The sequence below is a fragment of the Pseudomonas sp. G5001 genome, from assembly GCF_013385475.1.
GTDB lineage: Bacteria > Pseudomonadota > Gammaproteobacteria > Pseudomonadales > Pseudomonadaceae > Aquipseudomonas.
Map to the genome: position 1 here is coordinate 85,616 of NZ_JACAPZ010000012.1, position 22,943 is coordinate 108,558.

General features: G+C 59.7%; 17 protein-coding genes and 4 tRNA genes. 13 read left to right on the forward strand and 8 right to left on the reverse strand.

The annotated features are described in order from the left end of the window. Window positions 1–28 precede the first annotated feature (28 nt). From HX805_RS12845 to HX805_RS12855, 3 genes are read right to left on the reverse strand one after another with little or no spacing between them, the layout of a single operon-like run. Window positions 29–1,447 carry an efflux transporter outer membrane subunit gene (locus tag HX805_RS12845; RefSeq protein ID WP_177116911.1) on the reverse strand — a complete coding sequence of 473 codons (1,419 nt, stop codon included), beginning with the start codon at window positions 1,445–1,447 and terminating at the stop codon, window positions 29–31. Continuing rightward, window positions 1,431–2,597, reverse strand: a complete 1,167-nt coding sequence (locus tag HX805_RS12850; RefSeq protein WP_003207841.1) for an efflux RND transporter periplasmic adaptor subunit — start codon at window positions 2,595–2,597, stop codon at window positions 1,431–1,433. The genes HX805_RS12845 and HX805_RS12850 overlap by 17 nt, the downstream gene beginning before the upstream one ends. After that, window positions 2,587–5,808: an efflux RND transporter permease subunit gene (locus tag HX805_RS12855; RefSeq protein ID WP_177116912.1), complete on the reverse strand. Its 3,222-nt coding sequence runs from the start codon at window positions 5,806–5,808 to the stop codon at window positions 2,587–2,589. Before HX805_RS12855 ends, HX805_RS12850 begins: the two co-directional genes overlap by 11 nt. A 216-nt stretch (window positions 5,809–6,024) precedes the next feature. On the opposite strand from HX805_RS12855, the gene HX805_RS12860 reads away from it, so the two are divergent. Then, window positions 6,025–6,435 carry a hypothetical protein gene (locus tag HX805_RS12860; RefSeq protein ID WP_003207845.1) on the forward strand — a complete coding sequence of 137 codons (411 nt, stop codon included), beginning with the start codon at window positions 6,025–6,027 and terminating at the stop codon, window positions 6,433–6,435. Between the two features lie 4 nt (window positions 6,436–6,439). Here the strand turns inward: HX805_RS12860 and HX805_RS12865 are convergent, their stop codons facing one another. Beyond that, window positions 6,440–6,601, reverse strand: coding sequence for a hypothetical protein (locus tag HX805_RS12865; RefSeq protein ID WP_003207847.1), 162 nt, complete (start codon window positions 6,599–6,601; stop codon window positions 6,440–6,442). Window positions 6,602–6,864: 263 nt separating this feature from the next. Here HX805_RS12865 and HX805_RS12870 point away from each other — a divergent pair, with 263 nt between their 5' ends. Continuing rightward, window positions 6,865–7,494 (forward strand): peptidase C39 family protein, encoded by a 630-nt coding sequence (locus tag HX805_RS12870; protein ID WP_050550299.1) that lies wholly within the window; start codon window positions 6,865–6,867, stop codon window positions 7,492–7,494. Between the two features lie 46 nt (window positions 7,495–7,540). Here HX805_RS12870 and pbpG read toward each other — a convergent pair whose 3' ends face one another. Together pbpG and folD are read right to left on the reverse strand one after the other, a co-directional pair. Next, on the reverse strand, window positions 7,541–8,473 hold the full coding sequence (gene pbpG, locus HX805_RS12875) for a D-alanyl-D-alanine endopeptidase (protein WP_003207851.1): 933 nt from the start codon (window positions 8,471–8,473) through the stop codon (window positions 7,541–7,543). Between the two features lie 208 nt (window positions 8,474–8,681). Continuing rightward, window positions 8,682–9,536 (reverse strand): bifunctional methylenetetrahydrofolate dehydrogenase/methenyltetrahydrofolate cyclohydrolase FolD, encoded by an 855-nt coding sequence (gene folD / locus HX805_RS12880; RefSeq protein WP_003207853.1) that lies wholly within the window; start codon window positions 9,534–9,536, stop codon window positions 8,682–8,684. Between the two features lie 230 nt (window positions 9,537–9,766). On the opposite strand from folD, the gene HX805_RS12885 reads away from it, so the two are divergent. The 10 genes from HX805_RS12885 (at window position 9,767) to HX805_RS12930 (ending at window position 19,158) form a co-directional block, all read left to right on the forward strand. Then, window positions 9,767–9,843, forward strand: a tRNA-Arg gene (locus tag HX805_RS12885). A gap of 32 nt (window positions 9,844–9,875) precedes the next feature. Next, window positions 9,876–9,951, forward strand: a tRNA-His gene (locus HX805_RS12890). A gap of 56 nt (window positions 9,952–10,007) precedes the next feature. Then, window positions 10,008–10,092: transfer RNA gene (locus HX805_RS12895), tRNA-Leu, on the forward strand. Window positions 10,093–10,174: 82 nt separating this feature from the next. Next, window positions 10,175–10,250, forward strand: a tRNA-His gene (locus tag HX805_RS12900). A gap of 401 nt (window positions 10,251–10,651) precedes the next feature. Then, on the forward strand, window positions 10,652–11,962 hold the full coding sequence (gene tig, locus HX805_RS12905; protein WP_003207855.1) for a trigger factor: 1,311 nt from the start codon (window positions 10,652–10,654) through the stop codon (window positions 11,960–11,962). A 92-nt stretch (window positions 11,963–12,054) separates the two neighbouring features. Next, a complete protein-coding gene (clpP, locus tag HX805_RS12910; protein WP_003174822.1) occupies window positions 12,055–12,690 on the forward strand; it encodes an ATP-dependent Clp endopeptidase proteolytic subunit ClpP in 636 nt (211 codons plus the stop codon). Window positions 12,691–12,802: 112 nt separating this feature from the next. Further along, a complete protein-coding gene (gene clpX / locus HX805_RS12915; protein ID WP_003207856.1) occupies window positions 12,803–14,086 on the forward strand; it encodes an ATP-dependent Clp protease ATP-binding subunit ClpX in 1,284 nt (427 codons plus the stop codon). Window positions 14,087–14,237: 151 nt separating this feature from the next. Continuing rightward, window positions 14,238–16,634 carry an endopeptidase La gene (lon, locus tag HX805_RS12920; RefSeq protein WP_003207858.1) on the forward strand — a complete coding sequence of 799 codons (2,397 nt, stop codon included), beginning with the start codon at window positions 14,238–14,240 and terminating at the stop codon, window positions 16,632–16,634. A 146-nt stretch (window positions 16,635–16,780) separates the two neighbouring features. Continuing rightward, window positions 16,781–17,053 (forward strand): HU family DNA-binding protein, encoded by a 273-nt coding sequence (locus HX805_RS12925; protein ID WP_003174819.1) that lies wholly within the window; start codon window positions 16,781–16,783, stop codon window positions 17,051–17,053. 230 nt (window positions 17,054–17,283) lie between these two features. Then, complete coding sequence (locus HX805_RS12930; RefSeq protein WP_003207860.1) at window positions 17,284–19,158, forward strand: SurA N-terminal domain-containing protein; 1,875 nt, start codon at window positions 17,284–17,286, stop codon at window positions 19,156–19,158. 89 nt (window positions 19,159–19,247) lie between these two features. Here HX805_RS12930 and nhaA read toward each other — a convergent pair whose 3' ends face one another. Both nhaA and HX805_RS12940 read right to left on the reverse strand, forming a co-directional pair. Then, window positions 19,248–20,582 carry a Na+/H+ antiporter NhaA gene (nhaA, locus tag HX805_RS12935; protein WP_087693206.1) on the reverse strand — a complete coding sequence of 445 codons (1,335 nt, stop codon included), beginning with the start codon at window positions 20,580–20,582 and terminating at the stop codon, window positions 19,248–19,250. A 115-nt stretch (window positions 20,583–20,697) separates the two neighbouring features. Further along, window positions 20,698–21,876: an MFS transporter gene (locus HX805_RS12940; protein ID WP_177022254.1), complete on the reverse strand. Its 1,179-nt coding sequence runs from the start codon at window positions 21,874–21,876 to the stop codon at window positions 20,698–20,700. Between the two features lie 128 nt (window positions 21,877–22,004). Between HX805_RS12940 and HX805_RS12945 the strand changes: the two genes are divergently transcribed. After that, window positions 22,005–22,904 (forward strand): LysR family transcriptional regulator, encoded by a 900-nt coding sequence (locus HX805_RS12945; RefSeq protein WP_003207864.1) that lies wholly within the window; start codon window positions 22,005–22,007, stop codon window positions 22,902–22,904. Window positions 22,905–22,943 lie beyond the last annotated feature (39 nt).

Genomic DNA, 22,943 nt, shown 5'->3' on the forward strand with positions numbered 1-22,943 from the left:
TATGTGATCCCGGTTGTAGGAAGCAACCTCACGCCCCAGGCAACCAGCCGCCGCCCAGCGCCGTCACCAAACCCACACTCGCCTGCAACTGCCGCGTCTGCACCGCCTGCAATGTGCGCTGCGCCTGCAACGCCGCCGTCTGCGCCGTCACCACATCCAGGTAACTCACAGCCCCCGCCTGGTAACTGTTCATCGCCAGTGCCTGTGTGTGTTCGGCAGCATTCGCGGCGGCTTGTTCGTCCATCGCCTCCTGCTGCAAGTCGCGCAGTTGCCCAAGGTTGTCTTCCACCTCACGCACGGCTCTTAACACCTGGCTGCGATAGTGCGCCGAAGCCTCTTCAAACTCCGCCTTGGCCTGGCGCTCATTGGCGCTCAACCGGCCGCCATCAAAGATCGGCAGATTCACCAGCGGCCCCAGCGCCCAATACCGATTGGCGGCGGAGAACAAGTTGCCCACACCTTGGGTCTGCCCGCCAATCAAGCCGGTCAAACTGAAATCCGGGTACCACGCCGCCTTGGCCACGCCGATATTCGCGTTGGCCGCAAACACCCGTCGCTCGGCTGCCGCGATATCCGGCCGGCGTTGCAGCAGGTGGCTCGGCAGTTGTTGCGGAATCCCCGGCAGCGCGATCAATTGCTTGCTCGGCGGCAGCTGGAATTCACTGGCGGATACGCCCACCAATTCACCAATCGCATGCTCGGTGAGATTGCGTTGACCGCGCACATCGTCAAGCTGCGCCTGTGCTTCAGCCAGCTGATTCTGCGCCCGGGTCAGGTCGAGCTCCGAGGCGATCTGCCCCTCGTACCGGCTGCGGGTCAGTTTCAGCGCCTGGCCAAAATCATCCAGCGAACTGCTGAGAATCCGGCGCTGGGCATCCAGTCCGTTGAGCTGCACGTACAGCGTCGCCAACTGATGCTGCAGGCTCAGGCGTGCCACCGCCAAATCATCCCCGGAGGCTTGGGCCTGTGCATCGCCAGCCGCCACCTGGTTGCGGATTTTGCCCCACAGATCCAGATCGAAGCTCAGCGCAAACCCCGCCGTGTTGCTGTTGTACACCGAAGGCTGGGTATCACCCCGCAGTGGCCGATTGTCCGATTGCCGCTGGCGCAACGGTTGCGCGCTGGCGGTTATTTGCGGGAACAGCCCGGCATGCAGTTGGCTGGCATACGCCTGGGACGCATCGAAATGCGCCAGCGCTGCGGCCAGGTCCGGGTTGGCCTTGAGCAGTTGTTCCTGCAGGTCGTTCAGGCGCGGGTCCTGGTAAAGCTGCCACCACTTCGGCGCCAGTTGGTCGGACGGTTGTGCGCTGTGCCACGGACCGTCGCTGGTCTGTTCGCGGTACTTGGCCGGCAGGTCGATGGTCGGCGCCTTGTAGGTGGGCGCCAGCGAGCAACCGTGCAGTGCCACCAATACCAGGGCCGCGAGGGGTTTAAGCCTTGGGCGCATGGGCACCTCCGGCATCGGCCATTTGCACGGCGTCGCCTTCGCGCAGTGCGTCGGGTGGGTTGTCGACTACGCGGTCAGTGGGTTTCAGGCCCTGGTCAATCACCAGGCGCTCGCCGAGGTCGAGGCCGATGTGGATGTCTTGCAGGTGCACGTGGTTCTTGGCGTCCAGTACCGCGACCTGAGTACCTTCGGCGCGGAAGATCAGGGCGCTGGCCGGGATGCTCACGCCATGGGTATCCGCCGGAATCGCCAGGGTGGCTTCGGCGTAGTCGCCGGGCAGCAACTTGCCGTCCGGGTTGTCGGCCACGAACTGTGCGAGCAGGGTGCCGGAGCGGCGGTCGATGGCGGTGGAGTCGCCCATCAGCTTCGCGCTGAAGTGTTCGCCGGGGTGCTCGGGTACCGTCAGTTGGGCGGCCAGCCCGGGATGAATCACCGCGGCGTAGTTCTGCGGCACCGGCACGTAGAGGCGCAGTTGGTGGGTGTCGGCGATGTCGAACAGTTCCGGATCGCTGTCGCTGTCAGCCTTGATCAACTGGCCGATGTCGGTGTTGCGTGCGGTGATCACGCCGGCAAATGGCGCGCGGATGGTCTTGTAGTCTTCCAGCGCCGAGAGCCGCGCATAGTCAGCCTCGGCGGCCTGGGCGTTGGCCTTGGCGGCCAGGGCATTCGAGGTTTTTTCATCGGCCTCCTGGCGCGATACCGAATGGCTGTCCAGCAGGTTTTTCCAGCGGGTGGCAGTGGTTTCTGCCAGTCGTGCGTTGGCCTGTTCCTGCACCATACGCGCGTGGGTTTGCGCCACTTGCTGGTCGAGGTCGGGGCTGTCGATCTCGGCGAGAATCTGCCCGGCCTTGACCTGGCTGCCGATGTCGACTTTCCAGTCTTTCAGGTAACCGCTGACCCGCGCATGAATCGGTGCCTTGCTCCAGGCTTCCAGATGCGCGGGCAGGCGCAGGGTGTCGCCGGCCGCGTTCTGTTTGGGCTGGAACACCAGCACCTGCGGCACGGCGGCGGTTTCGGTCCAGGCGGTGACGGATTTTTCATGCATCGTACGGGCGTGCAGGCCGTTGGCGACCAACAGGGCGGCCAGTGTCAGGCCGCCGACACCCATGAGCATCAGACGCTTGCGCGAGGGTTTGTGATCAGACGACATGTGAAGTTTCTCCAGCAGCAGCGCGAGTAGGGTGACGACCGTGGACCAGGCTGAAGACCACGGGTACAAACAGCAAAGTGGCAGTGGTGGCGAGGATCAGGCCGCCGATCACGGCACGTCCCAGCGGCGCGTTTTGTTCTTCGGACAAGGCCAGCGGCAACATGCCGATGATCATCGCCAGGGCGGTCATGCAGACCGGGCGGAAACGGGTGTAGCCGGCTTCCAGTGCAGCCTTGAGTGCATCGCCATGTTCGGCCAGGCGCTCTCGGCAGAAGCTCACCACCAGGATCGAGTTGGCGGTGGCCACGCCCATACAGAGGATGGCCCCCGTGAGTGCGGGCACCGACAATGACGTGCCGCTGAGGAACAGCATCCAGACGATTCCCGCGAGCGCTGCCGGCAGTGCGGTGATGATCACGAACGGGTCGGTCCAGGACTGGAAGTTGACCACGATCAGCAGGTAGATCAGCACCACCGCACCGAGCAGGCCGAAGCTCAAGCCGTTGAACGCTTCATGCAGCGCATCGATCTGCCCGTGCAGGCTGATGGTCGCGCCTTTGGGGCGCATCGGGGCCATGTCGTTCAGCACTTTTTGCACATCGCTGGCGACGCCGCCGAGGTCGCGGCCTTGCACGTTGGCGTACAGGTCCAGGGTCGGCTCGATGTTGTAGTGGGTCACCACCGCCGGGCTTTGTACCCGCGAGATGGTCGCCACGCCGCCGAGGATCTGCGACTGACCATCGGCACCGGTTACCGGCAACGCTTCCAGGGACGGCAGGCTGTCGAGGCGGTATTGCGGGGTGGCTGCCACGATCGAATACGACACGCCGTTGGCCGGGTTGAGCCAGAACGTTGGTGCGGTTTGCGAGCTGCCGGCCAGGGACGCAACCATGCTGTTGGTTACGTCACGCTCGGTGATGCCCAGGCCGTTGGCACGCATGCGGTCCACGTTGACTTGCAGTGACGGGTAGCCGGTGGACTGCTGGATGCGCAGGTCGGCAATGCCCGGTATGTGTTTCAGGCGACGTTCCAGTTCGATGGCGTAGGCGCGGTTTTCTTCATCGCTGCGCCCGGAGATTTTCACGTCCAGCGGGGCCGGCGAACCGAAGTTGAGGATCTGGCTGCTGATGTCTGCCGGGAGGAATGCGAACTGGCTGCCGGGGAAGCTTTCGGGCAACGCTTCACGCAGTTTTTTCACGTAGTCGGCGGTGGGCGCATGGTCCTTTTTCAGGGTGACCTGGATATCGCCGTCCTGTGGGCCGATGGTGCCACTGCTGCTGTAGGCCATGTCGATGCCGCTCAGCGGGATGCCGATGTTGTCGACGATGGTGTCCAGTTCGTCGGCCGGAACGATCTCGCGAATCCGCGCTTCGATCCGGTCAAAGGCCGCCGCGCTCTCTTCGATGCGTGTGCCCAGCGGCAAGCGCACGTGCAGGGCCATGGCCCCGGCGTCGGTGGCCGGGAAGAAGTCCTGGCCCAGGCTTGGCAGCAACAGGAACGAGGCGAGGATGCACGCCAGGAAGCCGATGATGAAGCGCTTGCGTGCGCCCAGGGCGAGGGTCAGCAGGCCGTGATAAACGTCCCGCACGTTGGAGAAGTGACGCTCAAAACCCTGCTGGAAATTCAGCACCGATTGCAGCACCGCGTTGCGCTGCGGTTTGTGCTGGTCGCCCTCGTGATGGTTGATGAATTCATCTTCCGGGTGATGACCTTCACCTTGCTCCGGCACGTGCGGCTTGAGCAGGAACATCGCCAGGGTCGGCACCAGGGTTCGCGACAGAATGAACGAGCTGGCCATGGCGAAAATCACCGCCAATGCCATCGGGCGGAACAGGTAGCCGGCGATGCCTTGCAGCATGAACATCGGCACAAACACGATGCAGATACACAGCAGGGACACGAACGCCGGGCCGACGATTTGCTTCGCGCCGTCGAGGATCGCGTCCTTCACCGCCTTGCCTTGTTCCAGGTGCCAGTTGATGTTCTCGATGGTCACTGTGGCGTCGTCCACCAGGATCCCCACCGCCAACGCCAGCCCGCCGAGGGTCATGACGTTGAGAGTTTGCCCGGTGGCCGCCAGCAGGGCGATGGCCGAGAGTACCGCGAGGGGAATCGACGCGGCGATGATGAGGGTCGAGCGCCAGCTGCCGAGGAACAGCAGGATCATCGCACTGGTCAGCAAGGCGGCGATGATGCCTTCCTGGGCCACGCTGCCCACCGACTGTTTGACAAACACCGAGGCGTCGCCGAGCAGCGAGGTCTTCAGCGACGGCGGCAGGGTTTCATTGATGCGCGGCAGCATCTGGCGGATGCCGTCGATGATCGACAGGGTGGAGATGCTGCCGTTTTTCAGGGCCGGCATCAGCACCGCACGGTGGCCGTCGACGCGCACGATGTTGGTCTGCGGCGGCGAGCCGTCACGCACGTGGGCCACCTGGCCGATGGTGATGATCGCACCGTCGACTGTCTTGATCGGCAAGTCGTTGAGCTCATCAATCGCCTTCGGGCTGTTGTTGAGCAAAATCGTGTATTCGTTGGGGCCGAGTTTGGCGGTACCCACCGGGATAATCTGGTTCTGCAGGGCCAGGGCGTTGCCTACGTCCTGCGCCGAGAGGCCTTTGGCGGCCAGCGCCTGTGGGTCGAGGTCGAGGGTGATCTGGCGTTGCTTGCCGCCCATTGGCGTGGGCATGGCCAGGCCGGGCAGGGCGCTCAGGGGCAAGCGGATGTTGTTCTGCACCAGGTCGCGGATCTTCGCTTCCGACAAGCTGGGGCTTGAGAACGCCATCTGCAGAATCGGCACCGTAGAGGCGCTGTAGTTGAGGATCAGCGGCGGCGTAATGCCCGGTGGCATCTGCTTGAGCACGGTTTGTGACACCGCTGTTACCTGGGCGTTGGCGGTGCGGATATCCACGCCGGGCTGGAAGAAAATCTTCACGATGCCCATGCCGGGTAACGACTGCGATTCAATGTGCTCGATGTCGTTGACGGTGGTACTCAGGGAGCGTTCGTAGGTGTAGATCACACGACCGGCCATGGCGTCCGGAGACAGGCCGTTGTACTGCCAAACCACCGCAACGACGGGGATGCCAATATCGGGAAATACGTCAGTGGGGGTACGCAAGGCCGCCATGGGCCCGATGATGCAGATGAAAATTGCCAGCACGATAAACGTGTAGGGCTTGAGCAGTGCGGTCTTTACCAGCCCGAGCATGCCGTAACCTCCAAAGGAGTTGGATTGCAAACGCTCGCAGTCTTGACGGACCCACCTAACACGCACCTTTCAGCCAGGTGAAGGAAGATTTAGTTAACGGCTGAAGATCCTTTCATATGTATTCATTTGTTCAACAATGGTGACAGTAACAAGCTGGATACCGATCGAACGGGAGCTGTTTCGCCTGTTCACTCTTTATCCATTTGGAGTTCTGCCATGTCTCTTAAACCCTTGTTGTTGATCCCGGCCTTGAGTGCGGTCCTGTTGTTGTCGGCGTGTGCCGGCCCGATGCCGAAGGCGGACCCGAGCGAAGCCTGGATCGGCTTGCAAGAGGAGGCACCCAACGACCTGATGGCCGAGCGGGTAGACGGTAAAAACATTAATGATGGCCGCTACTTCGAAGTGAAACCCGGCGCGCATCGCCTGGACGTCACCTTGTTTGAAGAAGAGGCGGGGGATGATAACCAGCAGGATTGTCGCGGGCATGTGACCTACGGCAACTTCAAGGCCGGCGAGCATTACACCCTGGTGGAATCCAGCCTGGGTACGACGGTGCGTGCCGAGTTGAAGGATAGCCACGGCAAGGAATTGGCGCAGACCGAAGACTTCAGTTGCATGCCTGGCTAAGGCGTCAGGCGTGGTGCCCGGCGGGTTTGTGCAGCTTGCCGGGTGCTGCGGGTTTTACGTGTGGGTGATGGTGCCGGCGGGTCACGCGCATCACGCCCCACAGCATGGCGGCGGCGACGGCCAGCCAGCCACAGATCAAAAGCAGAATCGTTGTTGTCAGGCTCATAAGTGCCTCCTTTCGCCCGGTGCCGGGCACACACTGTCTTCTCAATGGACAGTCTAGCTATCCGCAGGTTGCCTGCTATTGACCAATGGTCGTGTGCGTCCAACTTGTTTGCTCTATCGCCGGCCTTTTACTGCGCTGCAAGGCTATACCCGCGCCCCGGAGCGTCCTATGATCAGGGCCCACGTCGACCGTTGATCAAGTGAGTGAAGAAGTTGCGGTTTCCCTCGAACATTAAAACCTCCTGGTGGGTCGCCGCCTGTTTCATGGGGCTGGCGGCCTGTTCCTCGCATCCAAAACCCACGAGCATCCCGGGGCTGCCGGAGAGTGTCGAGCTCAAGGGCGTGCCGGCGTTTCGCGGTGAGACTTACCTCGGTGGCCCAGCCGCTCTTGCCAGCATGCTGTCTCAACAAGGCATTGTGATTACACCGGGGCTATTGGATAAGCCACTGCATTTGCCGGGCGCTGAAGCGGACCTTGAACGCAACATGCAGGTGCTGGCCCGTGAATACGGGATGTTGGTGTACCCGCTGGAAGATCAGCTGCCGGCGCTGCTGGCACAGGTCGCGGCCGGGTACCCGGTGATGGCGCGTATCACCCAGGGCTCGACCTTCTGGGCCGGTCCGCGGTATGTCGTGGTGGTGGGTTACAACAAGCAGAAGAGCATGGTGCTGCTGCGTTCAGGCTTGGCGCGACGCATGCCGATGGATTTCAGTGCGTTTGAGTCGGCGTGGAAAGACGGCGGCAAGTGGGCGGTACTGATTCAGCGGCCCACCCAGTTGCCGGTCAAGGTCGACGCCCAGCGCTGGCAGCAGGCTGCCAGCGCCACCGCGCAGGCGGGCCAGGAACAGGCGGCGGCCCAAGCAGTCAAGGCACTGGCCAGTCAGGCCAAATAAAAAAACGGCGCTCAAGGGCGCCGTTTTTTATGTCGCTATTTACGGATCAGCGGGACTCGGTGACCTGAACATTCGCCCGTGGGCGGTTCTTCAGGTTCTTGTCAGCCTTGTAGCGCAATGCGACGTCTGGCACCGAGCCGCTCTTGCCGGTTTCGACCCAGCTGCGGATGCGCCCGGCATCGGCAAAGTGGGTGAATTTGCCGAAGGCATCGAGGATCACCAGCGACACCGGGCGATTACCCATGCTGGTCACCAGTACCAGGCAATGGCCGGCCTGGTTGGTAAAGCCGGTCTTGGTCAGCTTGATGTCCCAGTTGGCGCGGTTGATCAGGTGGTCAGTGTTGGAGAAACCCAGGGTGTAGTTGGGTTTGCGGAACGAGACGGTCTTTTCCTTGGTGGTGCTCAACTGGCTGAGCATCGGGTACTTGCGTGCGGCGGCCAGCAGCTTGCTCAGGTCGCGGGCGGTGGACACGTTATGGATCGACAGGCCGGTAGGTTCCACATAATGGGTACTGGTCATGCCCAGTGCCTTGGCCTTGGCGTTCATCGCTGCGATGAAGGCCGGGTAGCCGCCCGGATAGTGGTGGGCCAGGCTGGCGGCGGCGCGGTTTTCCGAGGACATCAGGGCAATCAGCAACATCTCCTTGCGCGGCATCTCGCTGCCGATCTTGACCCGGGAGAACACGCCTTTCATCTCTGGCGTGTCCTTGATGTTGATGTCGATGTATTCATCCATGTTCTGCTTGGCTTCCAGCACGATCAGGCCGGTCATCAGTTTGCTCACCGAGGCGATCGGCACGATGACATCCGGGTTGCTGGCATAGATGACTTTGTTGGTCTGCAGGTCTACCACCATCGCACTGCCGGAGGCGATGTGCAGGGTGGACATGTCGCGGGGAGCGGTGGTGGTTTCGCTTGCGCTCGCGAAGGTGCCTGTCAATGCAAAAAATAGGCTGACAATGGAAAGATGAATTTTCACGCGGATGAACTCGCTAAAAAAAGTAGGGATATACCGTTCTGCACGGACTTTCTGATAAATGCCGTTACATTTTAGGAGTATGGATCAGAAACTGTCGAATGTTCTTCTGAAAACAGATGAAACCCCTTAAAAACAAAGAAAAAACTACTTTTTTTCGGCCAATAAAAAGCCCTGCGATAAGGCAGGGCTCTTTCAGAACGGCTGGTTATTAGACGTGCAGGGTTTCGGCGGCGTACAGGGTGTTTTCCAGCAGGCAGGCACGGGTCATCGGGCCGACACCACCGGGTACCGGGGTGATCCAGCCGGCACGGGGCAGGGCGGTTTCATACACCACGTCGCCCACCAGCTTGCCATCGTCCTGGCGGTTGATGCCCACGTCGATGACGATGGCGCCCTCCTTGATCCACTCACCCTTGACCAGGCCCGGCTTGCCGGCGGCGACGACCACCAGGTCGGCGCGGCCAACGTGGCCGGCCAGGTCCTTGGTGAAGCGATGAGTCACGGTCACGGTGCAGCCGGCCAGCAGCAGTTCCATGGCCATCGGGCGACCGACGATGTTCGAGGCGCCGACGACGACGGCATCCAGGCCATACAGATCGACGCCGGTGCTTTCCAGCAGGGTCATGATGCCCTTCGGGGTGCACGGGCGCAGCAGCGGGATACGCTGGGCCAGGCGGCCGACGTTATAAGGGTGGAAACCGTCGACGTCCTTGTCCGGGCGGATGCGTTCGAGCAATTTCGACGCGTCCAGATGCTCGGGCAATGGCAGTTGCAGCAGGATGCCGTCGATGGCCGGATCGTCGTTGAGGCTGTCGATCAGGTCGGTGAGGGCCTGTTGGGTGGTGTCTTCAGCCAAGTCGTAGGCTTTGGAAATAAAGCCGACCTCTTCACAGTCTTTACGCTTGTGCGAGACATAAACCTGAGAGGCAGGATCGCTGCCGACCAGGATCACCGCGAGGCCCGGCGTGCGCAGGCCTTGTTGGCTGCGCTCGGCGACTCGTTTGGCGATCTGCTGGCGCAGGCTGGCGGCGATTGATTTGCCGTCGATAAGTTGTGCAGTCATTACGCGTGATTAACCATCGAGAGGGGGAAGAAAAGTGCGCGCATTCTCGCATGCCATGGCGTGAGGGCAAAGGCGCTTGGTCTGCAAATTCCCCTAACCCCTTAAATAAAATGAATTTTTTATAAAAAGGATTTGACGGGTTTCGGGTCCATCTATACTATTCGTCGCACTTGTCGGGCACAGCCTAGCACTGGTTAGTTTGTAATCCTCCAAGAGTACAGATTAATAAGGCGCCCGTAGCTCAGCTGGATAGAGCATCCGCCTTCTAAGCGGATGGTCGCAGGTTCGAGTCCTGCCGGGTGCGCCATTAGGCAGCTTTGGCACAAGTAGCGCAATATGGTGGGCGTAGCTCAGTTGGTAGAGCACGGGATTGTGACTCCCGTTGTCGAGGGTTCGATCCCCTTCGTCCACCCCATATTTAAAAAGGCGCCAGATTAATAGTCTGGCGCCTTTGCTTTAAAAGCTTCAAGCGCGGATGTGGTGGAATTGGTAGACACACTGGATTTAGGTTCCAGCGCCGCAAGGTGTAAGAGTTCGAGTCTCTTCATCCGCACCAAATAAAGTTTCGTGAAGGCCTGCGGGTCGACGCGAAGCTCAACAAATAGCCTTATTGACGGGCTTTTTGGTCACGCAATATGGTGGGCGTAGCTCAGTTGGTAGAGCACGGGATTGTGACTCCCGTTGTCGAGGGTTCGATCCCCTTCGTCCACCCCATATTTCGAAAGGCGCCAGATTAATAGTCTGGCGCCTTTTTTGTTTCAGCGGTTTGAGTTTCAACGCGGTCGCAGGTGCTGGGCTGCAGGGCAGGGCGTTTCGTCGTATTTATGTTTCGCGATGATGCCGCACTGCTTGCCGGCCTTGTCCGCAGGGTTGGTTGTCAGGGAGATGATTGGCAACCGCTTCTATATATAGAAGGGTTGGCGCAGAGCCCTGGCATGATGGGATGTATTTGCCACCGGGGCGAGCTGCACTCGTGCATTCGCACCTATAAATTGCCTGCTGTTTTTTTACCCGTTTTCAGTAGGGTGACTTCTTGAGTTTGACCCACTAGAATGCATGCCCTTGATTCTGGGGTCGGAAACGGCCAGCTAACGTCTGTGCAACGAGGAATATCCATGCAAGTTTCTGTTGAAAATACTTCTGCTCTTGAGCGCCGCATGAGCATCACCGTGCCGGCCGAGCGCATCGAGACCCAGGTCAACAAGCGTCTGCAGCAGACTGCCCAAAAGGCCAAGATCGCTGGTTTCCGTCCAGGCAAAGTGCCAATGAGCGAAATCAAGCGCCGCTTCGGTGCTGATGCACGTCAGGAAGCTGTAGGTGACGTGATCCAGGCTTCCTTCTACGAAGCCGTTGTCGAGCAAAAGCTGAACCCGGCTGGCTCGCCCTCCATCGAGCCCAAGTCCCTGGAAGCAGGCAAGGATCTGGAATACGTTGCAATCTTCGAAGTGTTCCCTGAATTCGAAGTTGCCGGTTTCGATTCGATCGCCATCGAGCGCCTGAGCGCTGATGTTGCTGACTCCGACCTGGACAACATGCTGGAAATCCTGCGCAAGCAGAACACCCGTTTTGAAGTGGCCGATCGTGCTGCCCAGAACGAAGACCAGCTGAACATCGATTTCGTAGGCAAGGTTGACGGCGAAGCATTCGCTGGCGGCTCCGCCAAGGGTACTCAGCTGGTGCTGGGTTCCAACCGCATGATTCCTGGTTTCGAAGACGGCCTGGTTGGCGCCAAAGCCGGCGAAGAGCGCGTTCTGAACCTGACTTTCCCGGCTGACTATCAGAACCTGGACCTGGCTGGCAAAACCGCCGAGTTCACCGTGACCGTCAACACCGTTTCCGAGCCCAAGCTGCCAGAACTGAACGAAGAGTTCTTCAACCAGTTCGGTATCAAGGAAACCGGCATCGAAGGTTTCCGCACCGAAGTTCGCAAGAACATGGAGCGTGAACTGCGTCAGGCCATCAAATCCAAGGTCAAGAACCAGGTGATGGACGGTCTGCTGGCTGCCAACCCGATCGAAGTGCCGAAGGCCCTGCTGTCCAACGAAGTTGATCGTCTGCGCGTGCAGGCTGTTCAGCAGTTCGGCGGCAACATCAAGCCTGACCAACTGCCGGCCGAACTGTTCGAAGAACAGGCCAAGCGCCGCGTTGTACTGGGTCTGATCGTGGCTGAAGTGGTCAAGCAATTCGACCTCAAGCCTGACGAAACCCGCGTTCGCGAAATGATCCAGGAAATGGCTTCGGCCTACCAGGAGCCTGAGGCTGTTGTGTCCTGGTACTACAAGAACGACCAGCAGCTGAACGAAGTGCGTTCGGTTGTGCTGGAAGAGCAAGTTGTGGATACTGTTCTGCAGAAGGCTAAGGTGACCGATAAAGCGGTCTCTTACGAAGAAGCAGTCAAGCCGGCTGAAGCAGCACAAGCCGACTGATCGCTCAACTCGTTTGAAAATACACCCATAAGCCAGCCTCGCGCTGGCTTATGCGTATTCAAGACATGACTATTTGGGAGTAACTGCAGAGCATGTTCCGTAATTCGTATATTCAGCAGAACTCTGATATCCAGGCCGCTGGCGGCCTGGTCCCGATGGTTGTCGAGCAATCTGCTCGTGGCGAACGCGCCTATGACATCTACTCGCGCCTGCTCAAGGAGCGAGTGATCTTTCTGGTTGGTCCGGTAGAGGACTACATGGCCAACCTGATCTGTGCGCAGCTGCTGTTCCTTGAAGCGGAAAATCCGGACAAGGACATCCATCTCTACATCAACTCCCCGGGCGGTTCGGTGACAGCGGGCATGTCGATCTACGACACCATGCAGTTCATCAAGCCGAACGTATCGACCACCTGTATCGGTCAGGCGTGCAGCATGGGTGCTTTCCTGCTGACCGCTGGTGCTGAGGGCAAGCGTTACTGCCTGCCGAACTCACGCGTGATGATTCACCAGCCACTGGGCGGTTTCCAGGGCCAGGCATCGGACATCGAAATCCATGCCAAGGAAATCCTCTTCATTCGTGAGCGTCTCAACACGCTGATGGCCAAACATAGCGGGCATACCCTGGAAGAGATCGAGCGCGACACCAACCGTGACAATTTCATGAGCGCCGAAGCGGCTCGTGAATACGGGTTGATCGACGCAGTGATCGAAAAGCGCCCCGCTTAATATAAGCAGCTCAAAATAGGGCTGGTCGGCAGGTCCGACCACCAGTGGACTTGAAAAAGCCCTCAATAGCCTTCATCTTGTGTTGCAAGCCTATCGGATTTGGATCGAACGAATGACTGACACCCGCAACGGCGAGGACAACGGCAAGCTGCTCTATTGCTCCTTCTGTGGCAAAAGCCAGCATGAAGTACGCAAGTTGATTGCCGGCCCCTCGGTCTTTATCTGCGACGAGTGCGTCGACCTGTGCAATGACATCATCCGTGAGGAGGTGCAGGAAGCCCAGGCCGAAAGCAGCGCGCATAAATTGCCTTCGCCTAAAGAAATCAGCGGCATCCTTGATCAGTATGTGATTGGTCAAGAGCGTGCAAAGAAGGTTCTGGCCGTAGCGGTGTACAACCACTACAAGCGTCTGAACCAGCGTGACAAGAAAAGTGACGACGTCGAGCTCGGCAAAAGCAACATCTTGCTGATCGGCCCTACAGGCTCGGGTAAAACCCTGCTTGCAGAGACCCTGGCTCGCCTGCTGAACGTTCCCTTCACCATCGCCGACGCAACCACTCTTACCGAGGCCGGTTACGTAGGTGAAGACGTCGAGAACATCATTCAGAAGCTGCTGCAGAAATGCGACTACGACGTGGAGAAGGCCCAGATGGGCATTGTCTACATCGATGAAATCGACAAGATTTCGCGCAAATCCGACAACCCGTCGATCACCCGGGACGTTTCCGGTGAAGGCGTGCAGCAAGCGCTGTTGAAACTGATCGAAGGCACGGTTGCTTCCGTACCGCCACAAGGCGGCCGCAAGCACCCGCAGCAGGAATTCCTTCAGGTTGATACGCGCAACATCCTGTTCATCTGTGGCGGTGCGTTCTCCGGCCTGGAAAAGGTTATTCAAAACCGTTCCACCCGTGGCGGCATTGGCTTCAGTGCAGAAGTACGCAGCAAGGAAGAAGGCAAGAAAGTCGGTGAATCCCTGCGTGAAGTCGAGCCTGACGATTTGGTCAAGTTCGGTCTGATCCCGGAATTCGTTGGCCGTCTGCCGGTCCTGGCGACGCTGGACGAGCTGGATGAGGCTGCGTTGATGCAGATCCTCACCGAGCCGAAAAACGCCCTGACCAAGCAATACGCCAAGCTGTTCGAGATGGAAGGTGTGGACCTCGAGTTCCGTGCTGACGCGCTCAAATCGGTGGCCAAGCGGGCACTGGAGCGCAAGACCGGCGCCCGTGGTTTGCGCTCGATCCTCGAAGGCGTACTGCTCGACACCATGTACGAAATCCCCTCGCAGTCCGAGGTGAGTAAAGTGGTGATCGACGAAAGCGTTATAGAAGGCAAGTCCAAGCCACTGTATATCTACGAAAACAGTGAGCCGGCTGCCAAGGCTGCGCCAGACGCGTAAGCGTTGCACCGCCGAGCTGTACAAAATAAAGGGGCCTTAATGGGCCCCTTTGTTTTTACTGCGTTTAACTGATGCCATTACGCTTGTTTTTTTTGCAGGCAGCCCCCATCTTGGTTTCAAGCTTACTTTCATCTGTCATAGAGGCGAAATCATGAAGACAACCATCGAATTGCCTCTCCTGCCGTTGCGTGATGTCGTCGTCTATCCGCACATGGTTATCCCGCTGTTCGTGGGGCGCGAGAAGTCTATCGAAGCCCTCGAGGCCGCGATGACGGGCGACAAGCAGATCCTGCTGCTGGCCCAGAGAAATCCTGCTGACGATGATCCGGGCGAAGATGCCCTGTATCGCGTTGGTACCGTTGCAACTGTCCTGCAACTGCTCAAGCTGCCTGATGGCACCGTCAAGGTGCTGGTGGAAGGCGAGCAGCGCGGTGCGGTCGAGCGCTTCATGGAAGTGGACGGCCACCTGCGTGCCGAAGTGGCGCTGATCGACGAAGTCGACGCCCCTGAGCGCGAATCCGAAGTGTTCGTTCGCAGCCTGCTGTCCCAGTTCGAGCAATACGTGCAACTGGGCAAGAAAGTCCCCGCAGAAGTCCTCTCTTCCCTCAACAGCATTGATGAGCCAAGCCGCCTGGTCGACACCATGGCCGCGCACATGGCGCTGAAAATCGAGCAGAAGCAGGACATTCTCGAGATCATCGATTTGTCGGCCCGGGTCGAACACGTCCTGGCGCTGCTGGATGCCGAAATCGACCTGCTGCAGGTTGAGAAGCGCATTCGCGGCCGTGTCAAAAAGCAAATGGAGCGCAGCCAGCGCGAGTACTACCTGAATGAGCAGATGAAGGCCATTCAGAAAGAGCTGGGCGACAGCGAGGAAGGCCACAACGAAATCGAGGAGCTGAAAAAGCGCATTGATGCCGCCGGCCTGCCGAAAGACGCGTTGACCAAGGCCACTGCCGAGCTGAACAAGCTCAAGCAAATGTCGCCGATGTCGGCCGAAGCCACCGTGGTTCGTTCGTATATCGACTGGCTGGTGCAGGTGCCGTGGAAGGCCCAGACCAAGGTGCGCCTGGACCTGGCCCGCGCCGAAGATATTCTCGATGCCGATCACTACGGCCTCGAAGAAGTCAAGGAACGCATCCTCGAATACCTCGCCGTGCAAAAGCGCGTGAAGAAGATTCGTGGTCCGGTGTTGTGCCTGGTCGGTCCTCCTGGTGTGGGTAAAACCTCGCTGGCGGAGTCGATTGCCCACGCCACCAACCGCAAATTCGTGCGCATGGCCCTGGGCGGTGTGCGTGATGAAGCGGAAATCCGTGGTCATCGTCGGACTTATATCGGTTCGATGCCAGGAAGATTGATTCAAAAGATGACAAAGGTGGGTGTGCGCAACCCGCTGTTCCTGCTCGATGAAATCGACAAGATGGGCAGCGACATGCGTGGCGACCCGGCGTCTGCTTTGCTGGAAGTGCTCGACCCCGAGCAGAACCACAATTTCAACGACCATTACCTGGAAGTCGACTACGACCTGTCCGACGTAATGTTCCTGTGCACCTCCAACTCGATGAATATTCCGCCAGCCTTGCTGGACCGGATGGAGGTGATTCGTCTGCCGGGTTACACCGAAGACGAGAAGATCAACATCGCCGTCAAATACCTCTCGCCCAAGCAGATTGCGGCCAACGGCCTGAAAAAAGGCGAGATCGAATTTGATGCCGACGCGATCCGCGACATCATTCGTTTCTACACCCGCGAGGCCGGTGTACGGGGCCTTGAGCGTCAACTGGCGAAGATCTGCCGCAAGGCCGTGAAGGAACATGCGCTGGAAAAACGCTTCTCGGTGAAGGTCACCGCTGACCTGCTGGAACACTTCCTGGGCGTGCGCAAATTCCGCTACGGCCTGGCTGAGCAGCAGGACCAGGTAGGCCAGGTCACTGGCCTGGCGTGGACCCAGGTGGGCGGCGAATTGCTGACCATCGAGGCCGCCGTGATCCCGGGCAAAGGGCAACTGATCAAGACCGGTTCCCTGGGTGACGTGATGGTTGAATCCATCACCGCCGCGCAGACCGTGGTGCGCAGCCGCGCCAAGAGCCTGGGGATCCCCCTGGACTTCCACGAGAAGCACGACACCCACATCCACATGCCGGAAGGGGCAACGCCGAAAGACGGTCCTAGCGCAGGCGTAGGCATGTGCACGGCACTGGTATCAGCCCTGACCGGCATTCCGGTGCGCGCCGATGTCGCCATGACCGGGGAAATCACCCTGCGTGGCCAGGTACTGGCCATTGGTGGCCTCAAAGAGAAATTGCTGGCTGCACACCGCGGTGGTATCAAGACTGTGATCATTCCTGAAGAGAATGTCCGCGACTTGAAGGAGATTCCTGACAACATCAAGCAGGATCTGCAGATTAAACCGGTTAAATGGATTGACGAGGTCCTGCAAATTGCGCTGCAATACGCGCCGGAGCCCTTGCCGGATGTGGCTCCTGAGATAGTTGCAAAGGATGAAAAACGCGAGACTGACTCTAAGGAAAGAATTAGCACGCATTAATACGTTTAAGCCTGGGGGCTTCCTTGACAGCTTTTTAGAGCCCTTGTTATAAAGCGGCTCTTAAGTGTCTGTAGGCCATTCAGCACTGGTTTTTGCTTTCACCAAAAAACTTAGAATCATACTCAATAGATATAAGGGGACTTAGAGTGAACAAGTCGGAACTGATTGATGCTATCGCTGCATCTGCTGATATCCCGAAAGCCGCTGCTGGCCGTGCGCTGGACGCAGTAATCGAATCCGTCACTGGCGCTCTCAAGGCCGGCGACTCTGTGGTACTGGTTGGTTTCGGTACTTTCTCTGTGACCGATCGTCCAGCTCGCACTGGCCGTAACCCACAGACTGGCAAGGCTCTGCAAATCGCCGCTGCCAAAAAACCAGGTTTCAAAGCCGGTAAAGCCCTGAAAGAAGCCGTTAACTAAGCTTCGCTCAAGCCTTACCCATCCGGGTCGGACGCAGGTCTGACCTGGCAGCGGAGCGGCAGCTGACCCGAGTATCCATCGGGTCGCCACGCCGGGGGTGTGGGTTCAAACCCCCGTCCGCTCCGCCAGTTACGAGAAGGCGCATCCTCGGATGCGCCTTTCTTCTATCCGGACTCTACCCACGCTCCACGGTTGCCTAATTTTGAAGTTCAACCGTTTCTGGGGGACGCATGCTGCAGAATATCAGGGACAATTCACAAGGCTGGATTGCCAAGACCATTATCGGGATCATCGTCGCATTGATGGCGTTCACCGGTATCGAGGCTATTTTTCAGGCTTCGACCAACAACAAGCAGGACGTGGCCAAGGTCAACGGTGAAGAAATCACCCAAAGCGAACTGGGCCAGGCCGTCGACATGCAACGTCGCCAGCTGATGCAACAGCTGGGCAAGGACTTCGATGCTTCCTTGCTGGACGAAAAGCTGCTGCGCGACGCCGCCCTCAAGGGCCTGATCGATCGCAAGCTGCTGCTGCAAGGCGCGGCCGATTCGAAATTCGCTTTCTCCGAAGCTGCGCTGGATCAAGTGATCCTGCAGACGCCGGAATTCCAGGTGGATGGCCAGTTCAACGCTGAGCGTTTCGACCAGGTGATCCGTCAGCTGGGCTACAGCCGTATGCAATTCCGTCAGATGCTGAGCCAGGAAATGCTGATCGGCCAGGTTCGTGCAGGCATTGCCGGCAGCGGTTTTGTGACTGATGCCGAAGTGCTCGCGTTCGCCCGTCTGGAAAAACAGACCCGCGATTTCGCCACCGTCAGCGTCAAGGCCGACCCTGCAGCAGTGAAGATCACTGACGACGAGGTCAAGGCTTACTACGACCAGCACGCCAAGGAGTTCATGACCCCGGACCAGGTGGTCATCGACTATCTGGAGCTGAAGAAGGCTTCCTTCTTCGACCAGGTCGCGGTCAAGGACGATGAGCTGCAAGCCCTCTATCAGAAAGAAACCGCCAACCTCGCTGAACAGCGTCGCGCGGCGCACATCCTGATTGAAGTCAACGACAAGACCACCGACGAGCAGGCCAAGGCCAAGATCGAAGAGATCCAGGCACGCCTGGCCAAGGGCGAGAAATTCGAAGCCCTGGCCAAGGAGTTCTCCCAGGATCCGGGTTCTGCGAACAACGGCGGTGACCTCGGTTTCGCTGGCCCTGGCGTCTACGACCCTGCCTTCGAAACAGCGCTGTATGCACTGAACAAGGACCAGGTCTCGGCACCGGTGCGTTCCAGCTTCGGCTGGCACCTGATCAAGCTGTTGGGCGTTGAAGCACCTGAAGTGCCATCGTTCGCCAGCCTGAAAGACAAGCTGACCCGCGAGCTCAAGACCCAACAGGTTGAACAGCGTTTCGTCGATGCGACCAAGCAACTGGAAGACGCTGCATTCGAAGCTTCCGACCTGGCCCAGCCGGCGTCGGATCTGAAGCTGACCGTGCACACCTCCGCGCCGTTTGGCCGTGAAGGTGGCGAAGGCATCGCTGCCAACCGTGCCGTGGTGACCGCTGCATTCAGCCCTGAAGTACTGGATGAGGGTGCCAACAGCACCGCCATCGAGCTGGACCCGGAAACCATCGTGGTACTGCGTGCCAAAGAGCACCTGAAGCCTACCCAGCTGCCGCTGGAAAGCGTTGCCACTGCCATCCGTGCCCAGTTGACCAAGGAGCGCGCGAGCGCTGCGGCGAAGACTCACGCGGACGAGCTGATTGCCAACCTGCGTGATGGCAAGACCCCGCTGAACCAGCCGGTGGATGGCCAGGCCTGGAAAGTCACCGAAGCGGCCACCCGGGGCCAGGAAGGCGTCGAGCCAGCCGTGCTGCAAGCCCTGTTCCGCATGCCAAAGCCTGCGGCCAAGGACAAGCCGACCTTCACCAGCGTGACACTGCCAGACGGTAGCCTGGTGATCGTGCGCTTGAACGCGGTCAATGAAGCCGCTGCACCGACCGATGACGAGAAGGCTCAGTACCGCCGCTTCCTCGCGTCCCGTGTCGGCCAGCAAGACTTCGCCGCCTATCGCAAGCAGTTGGAAACCAAGGCTGAGATCAAGAAGTTCTGATCTCGTAACAGCCTGAATAAAAAGACCCCGGCCTGAAGAGGCCGGGGTCTTTTTTTATCCACTAATCAGCTGACTCAACCAGTCTTGATTCAACGCGCAAACTTGAGCTTGCCCCAACTCAGGCCAATCACAGCCGCCAGGGTCGAAGCGCTCAGCACACTCAGCTTGGCAGCCGACAGCAGCGTCGGATCGGAGAAGGCCAGCGACGAGATGAAAATCGACATGGTGAAACCAATTCCCGCCAGCAGGCCCACCAGGGCGACGCCGTTCCAGGTCACGCCCTCCGGCAATTGGCAGATGTTCAGTTTGACCAGCACCACGCTCGCCAGCATCACACCGAGCGGCTTGCCGAGCACCAGGGCCAGGATGACCCCCATGAACACGCCGTGGGGCAGTGGATCGTCCAGGTTGAACCCTTGCAGGCTCACTCCGGCGTTGGCCAGGGCAAACAGTGGCATGACGCCAAAGGCCACCCAGGGGTGCAAGCCCGCTTGAATACGTTGCACCGGCGGCAGCATTTCCCGCTGGGCCTGTCTCAATTGCTTCAACGGTTTGGCGACTTGATGGGCACTTTCAGCCGATTGTGAAAGCCGCTCCATCAGCTCGTTGAACGTGCGCCCGATGGTGTCCAGAGGGCGTTCCCGAGTCGGTCTGGAAGTCACGGGCGTTATCAGGCCAAGCATTACGCCCGCGAGCGTCGGATGGACGCCGGTCTTGAGCAGGCCAAACCAGACAATCGCCCCCGGCAACAGGTACACCACCGCCTTGCCAATTCCCATCCGCTGAAAAACCAGCACCAGCGCCAGCCCGCAGGCCGCGATCACCAGGCCCATGTAGTCCAGGCTGGCGGTATAGAAAATCGCGATGATCAGGATGGCGACGATGTCATCAATGATCGCCAAAGCCAGCAACAGGATGCGCACGCCAGCCGGAATCGATTTGCCCAGCAGCGCCAGCACACCCACGGCAAATGCGATGTCGGTGGCTGTGGGCACCGCCCAGCCACTGGCCGCTACGGTGCCATGGTTGAGCAGGGTGTAAATCAGCGCCGGCATCAGCACGCCACCCAGTGCCGCGCCGAGGGGCAGGGTGGCCAGTTTCAGGTTGGCGAGTGCGCCGTCCCTGATCTCCTGGCGAATCTCGGCGCCCACCACCAGGAAGAAGATGGTCATCAGCCCATCGTTCACCAGGAAGTGCAACGAGCGCGAGACCGTGAAGTCTCCCAGTCCGATAGTGAGTGGGGTGTTCCAGAAGTGTTCGTAGGAATCTGCGACGGGGCTGTTGGCCCAGACCAGCGCGACGATCGCTGCCAGCAGCAACACGATACCGCTGACTGCTTCGATCCTTGAAAACCGCTCCAATGCGGACAGGGCGCCTTCGACCAGAACCTGGGGGCGCGGAATAGCAGGGTGTTTATCAGGCACGACAAGTCTCCATTGGCGGCCCGACCAATGCTTATCCTTTAACCTGCGCTGTGCCGTATGCAGCAGCGCACCCGGTGCGATCATAAGAGTTAAGAAACATCACGTCACGTTTCGTTTAAACATCGGTTAAACGCAGCGTCGCGATCAGTGCCAGTACGACCAACGCGGCGACCGCCCATGGAAACGATGTCACTCCCCACCCTTGCAACAACATGCCGCCGAGTAGTCCGCCACCGGCGATGCCCAGGTTCCACACCGTCACCAGCATCGACTGTGCGGCATCGGCTGAATCCCCGGCCGACTTGGCCAGCGCCGTTTGCAGCAATGCCGGCAAACCGCCAAACGCCAGCCCCCATAAGGCCACCGTGGTGTAGATCACCGTCGCCGAGGTGATCCAGAACGCCAGCGCCAGTGCCGACAGCGCGAACATTGCGCAGCTGATCACCAATAACGCGCGCAGCCGCTGATCAATCAGCGCGCCGACGATCCAGATACCCAGCAGCGCCGCCAGGCCAAACACCAGCAGCACCTGGTCGATGTCCGCTGCAATCCCGGCAGGTACCAGGAACGGCGCGATATAGGTGTAGAGAATGTTATGAGCCAGTACGTAGGTGAAAGTCACAAACAGCACCGGACGAATCCCTGGCAGTGCCAGCACCTGGCGCAGCCCCAGGCGTTTTTCCGCCTGTTGCCCGGCAAAGTCCGGGACCTGCCAGCGCACCCAGGCCAGCAGCACAACCGTCAGGCCGGACATGATCGCGAAGCTCAGGCGCCAGCCCACCGTGGTGCCCAGGAATGTCCCGGCCGGTACACCCAGTGACAGCGCCAATGGCGCGCCGAGCATGGCCACGGCAATGGCCCTGCCTTGCAGGTGCGGCGCAACCATGCGGCTGGCATAACCGGCCAGCAGCGCCCAGAGCAATCCCGCGAACACCCCGGCGAAGAACCTGGCCACCAGGGTCAGCAGGTAATCGCTGGAAAACGCCGTCACACTGTTGACCAAGGCAAACCCGCCGATGGCAATCATCAGCAATGGCCGCCGGCGCCAGCCCCGGGTGGCGATGGTCAGGGGAATCGCGGCCAACAGCGAGCCCAGGGCGTACAGGGTCACCAACTGGCCCACCAACGCTTCGGACACCCCGAGGCCGGCACCCATTTGCGGGAGCAAGCCTGCCGGCATGGCTTCGGTGAGGATGGTGATGAAGCCGGCGGTAGCCAATGCCAACAGGCCGCCCAGAGGCAGTCGTTCACGGCTCACCGCGCGGGTCGTGGAAGATAGGGCGCTGTCGCTCATGTTTTCTTGGCTCCGGTTTTCAGACGAAAGGGCAGGGAGCCAGAGTAGGGTGCTGCACGGTGGAGAAAAACAGGCTAAGGTTCCGAACTTATCGGACGCCAATGTCCGCAATCCTCGGGAGCGAGACGATGGACAGCCTGGGCAGTATTTCAGTGTTTGTGCAGGTGGCCGAAACCCGCAGCTTTACCGAGGCCGGGCGCATGCTGGGGGTGTCGTCCTCGGCGATTGGCAAAAGCATCGCGCGCATCGAAGAGCGCCTGGGGGTGCGGCTGTTCCATCGCAGCACCCGCAGTATCACGTTGACCAGCGAGGGCGCGCTGTTTCTCGAACGCTCCCGGCGCATCCTGGCGGAAGTCGAAGCCGCAGAACAGGAACTGAGCCAGGCATCCGCCACCCCCAGAGGCAAGTTGCGCGTCAGCCTGCCGCAAGTGCGCGGCTTGTTGATGCCGGTACTGACGGATTTCATGCGCGCCTATCCCGAGATCGAGCTGGACGTGGACTTCTCCGACCGCATGGTGGATGTGATCGAGGAGGGTTTCGACGCGGTGATCCGCACCGGCAAGCCCGAGGACTCACGCTTGATGGCGCGCCACCTCGGGTATTACCGCCTGGTGCTGGTGGCGTCCCCGGAGTACCTGCGCCTGCACGGTACGCCGCGCCAGCCCCGGGATTTGAGCGACCACGCCTGCCTGCGCCACAAATTCTGCGCCACCGGCAAGCTGGAAACCTGGCCACTGCGCCCGGAGCCGGGCCTGCCGGAGCCGACCCTGCGTGCGCCGCTGGTCTCCACCACCATCGAATCACTGATGCACGTGGCCCATGAAGGCCTGGGGATTGCCTGCCTGCCAGACTTCATGGTCCGCGAATCGGTGGAGCAGGGCCGGCTGCAACGGGTGCTGGACTATTACCTGGAGCACAGCGGCAGCTTCTGGATGCTCTGGCCATCAAGTCGCCATGCCTCGGCGAAATTGCGCGTGTTTATCGACCATATGGGCGAGCGGCTTTTTCCTGCGGACACCGTCCCGTAAGGCTGTGACGTTTTACCGACAGGAATTCGCGCGCCGAGG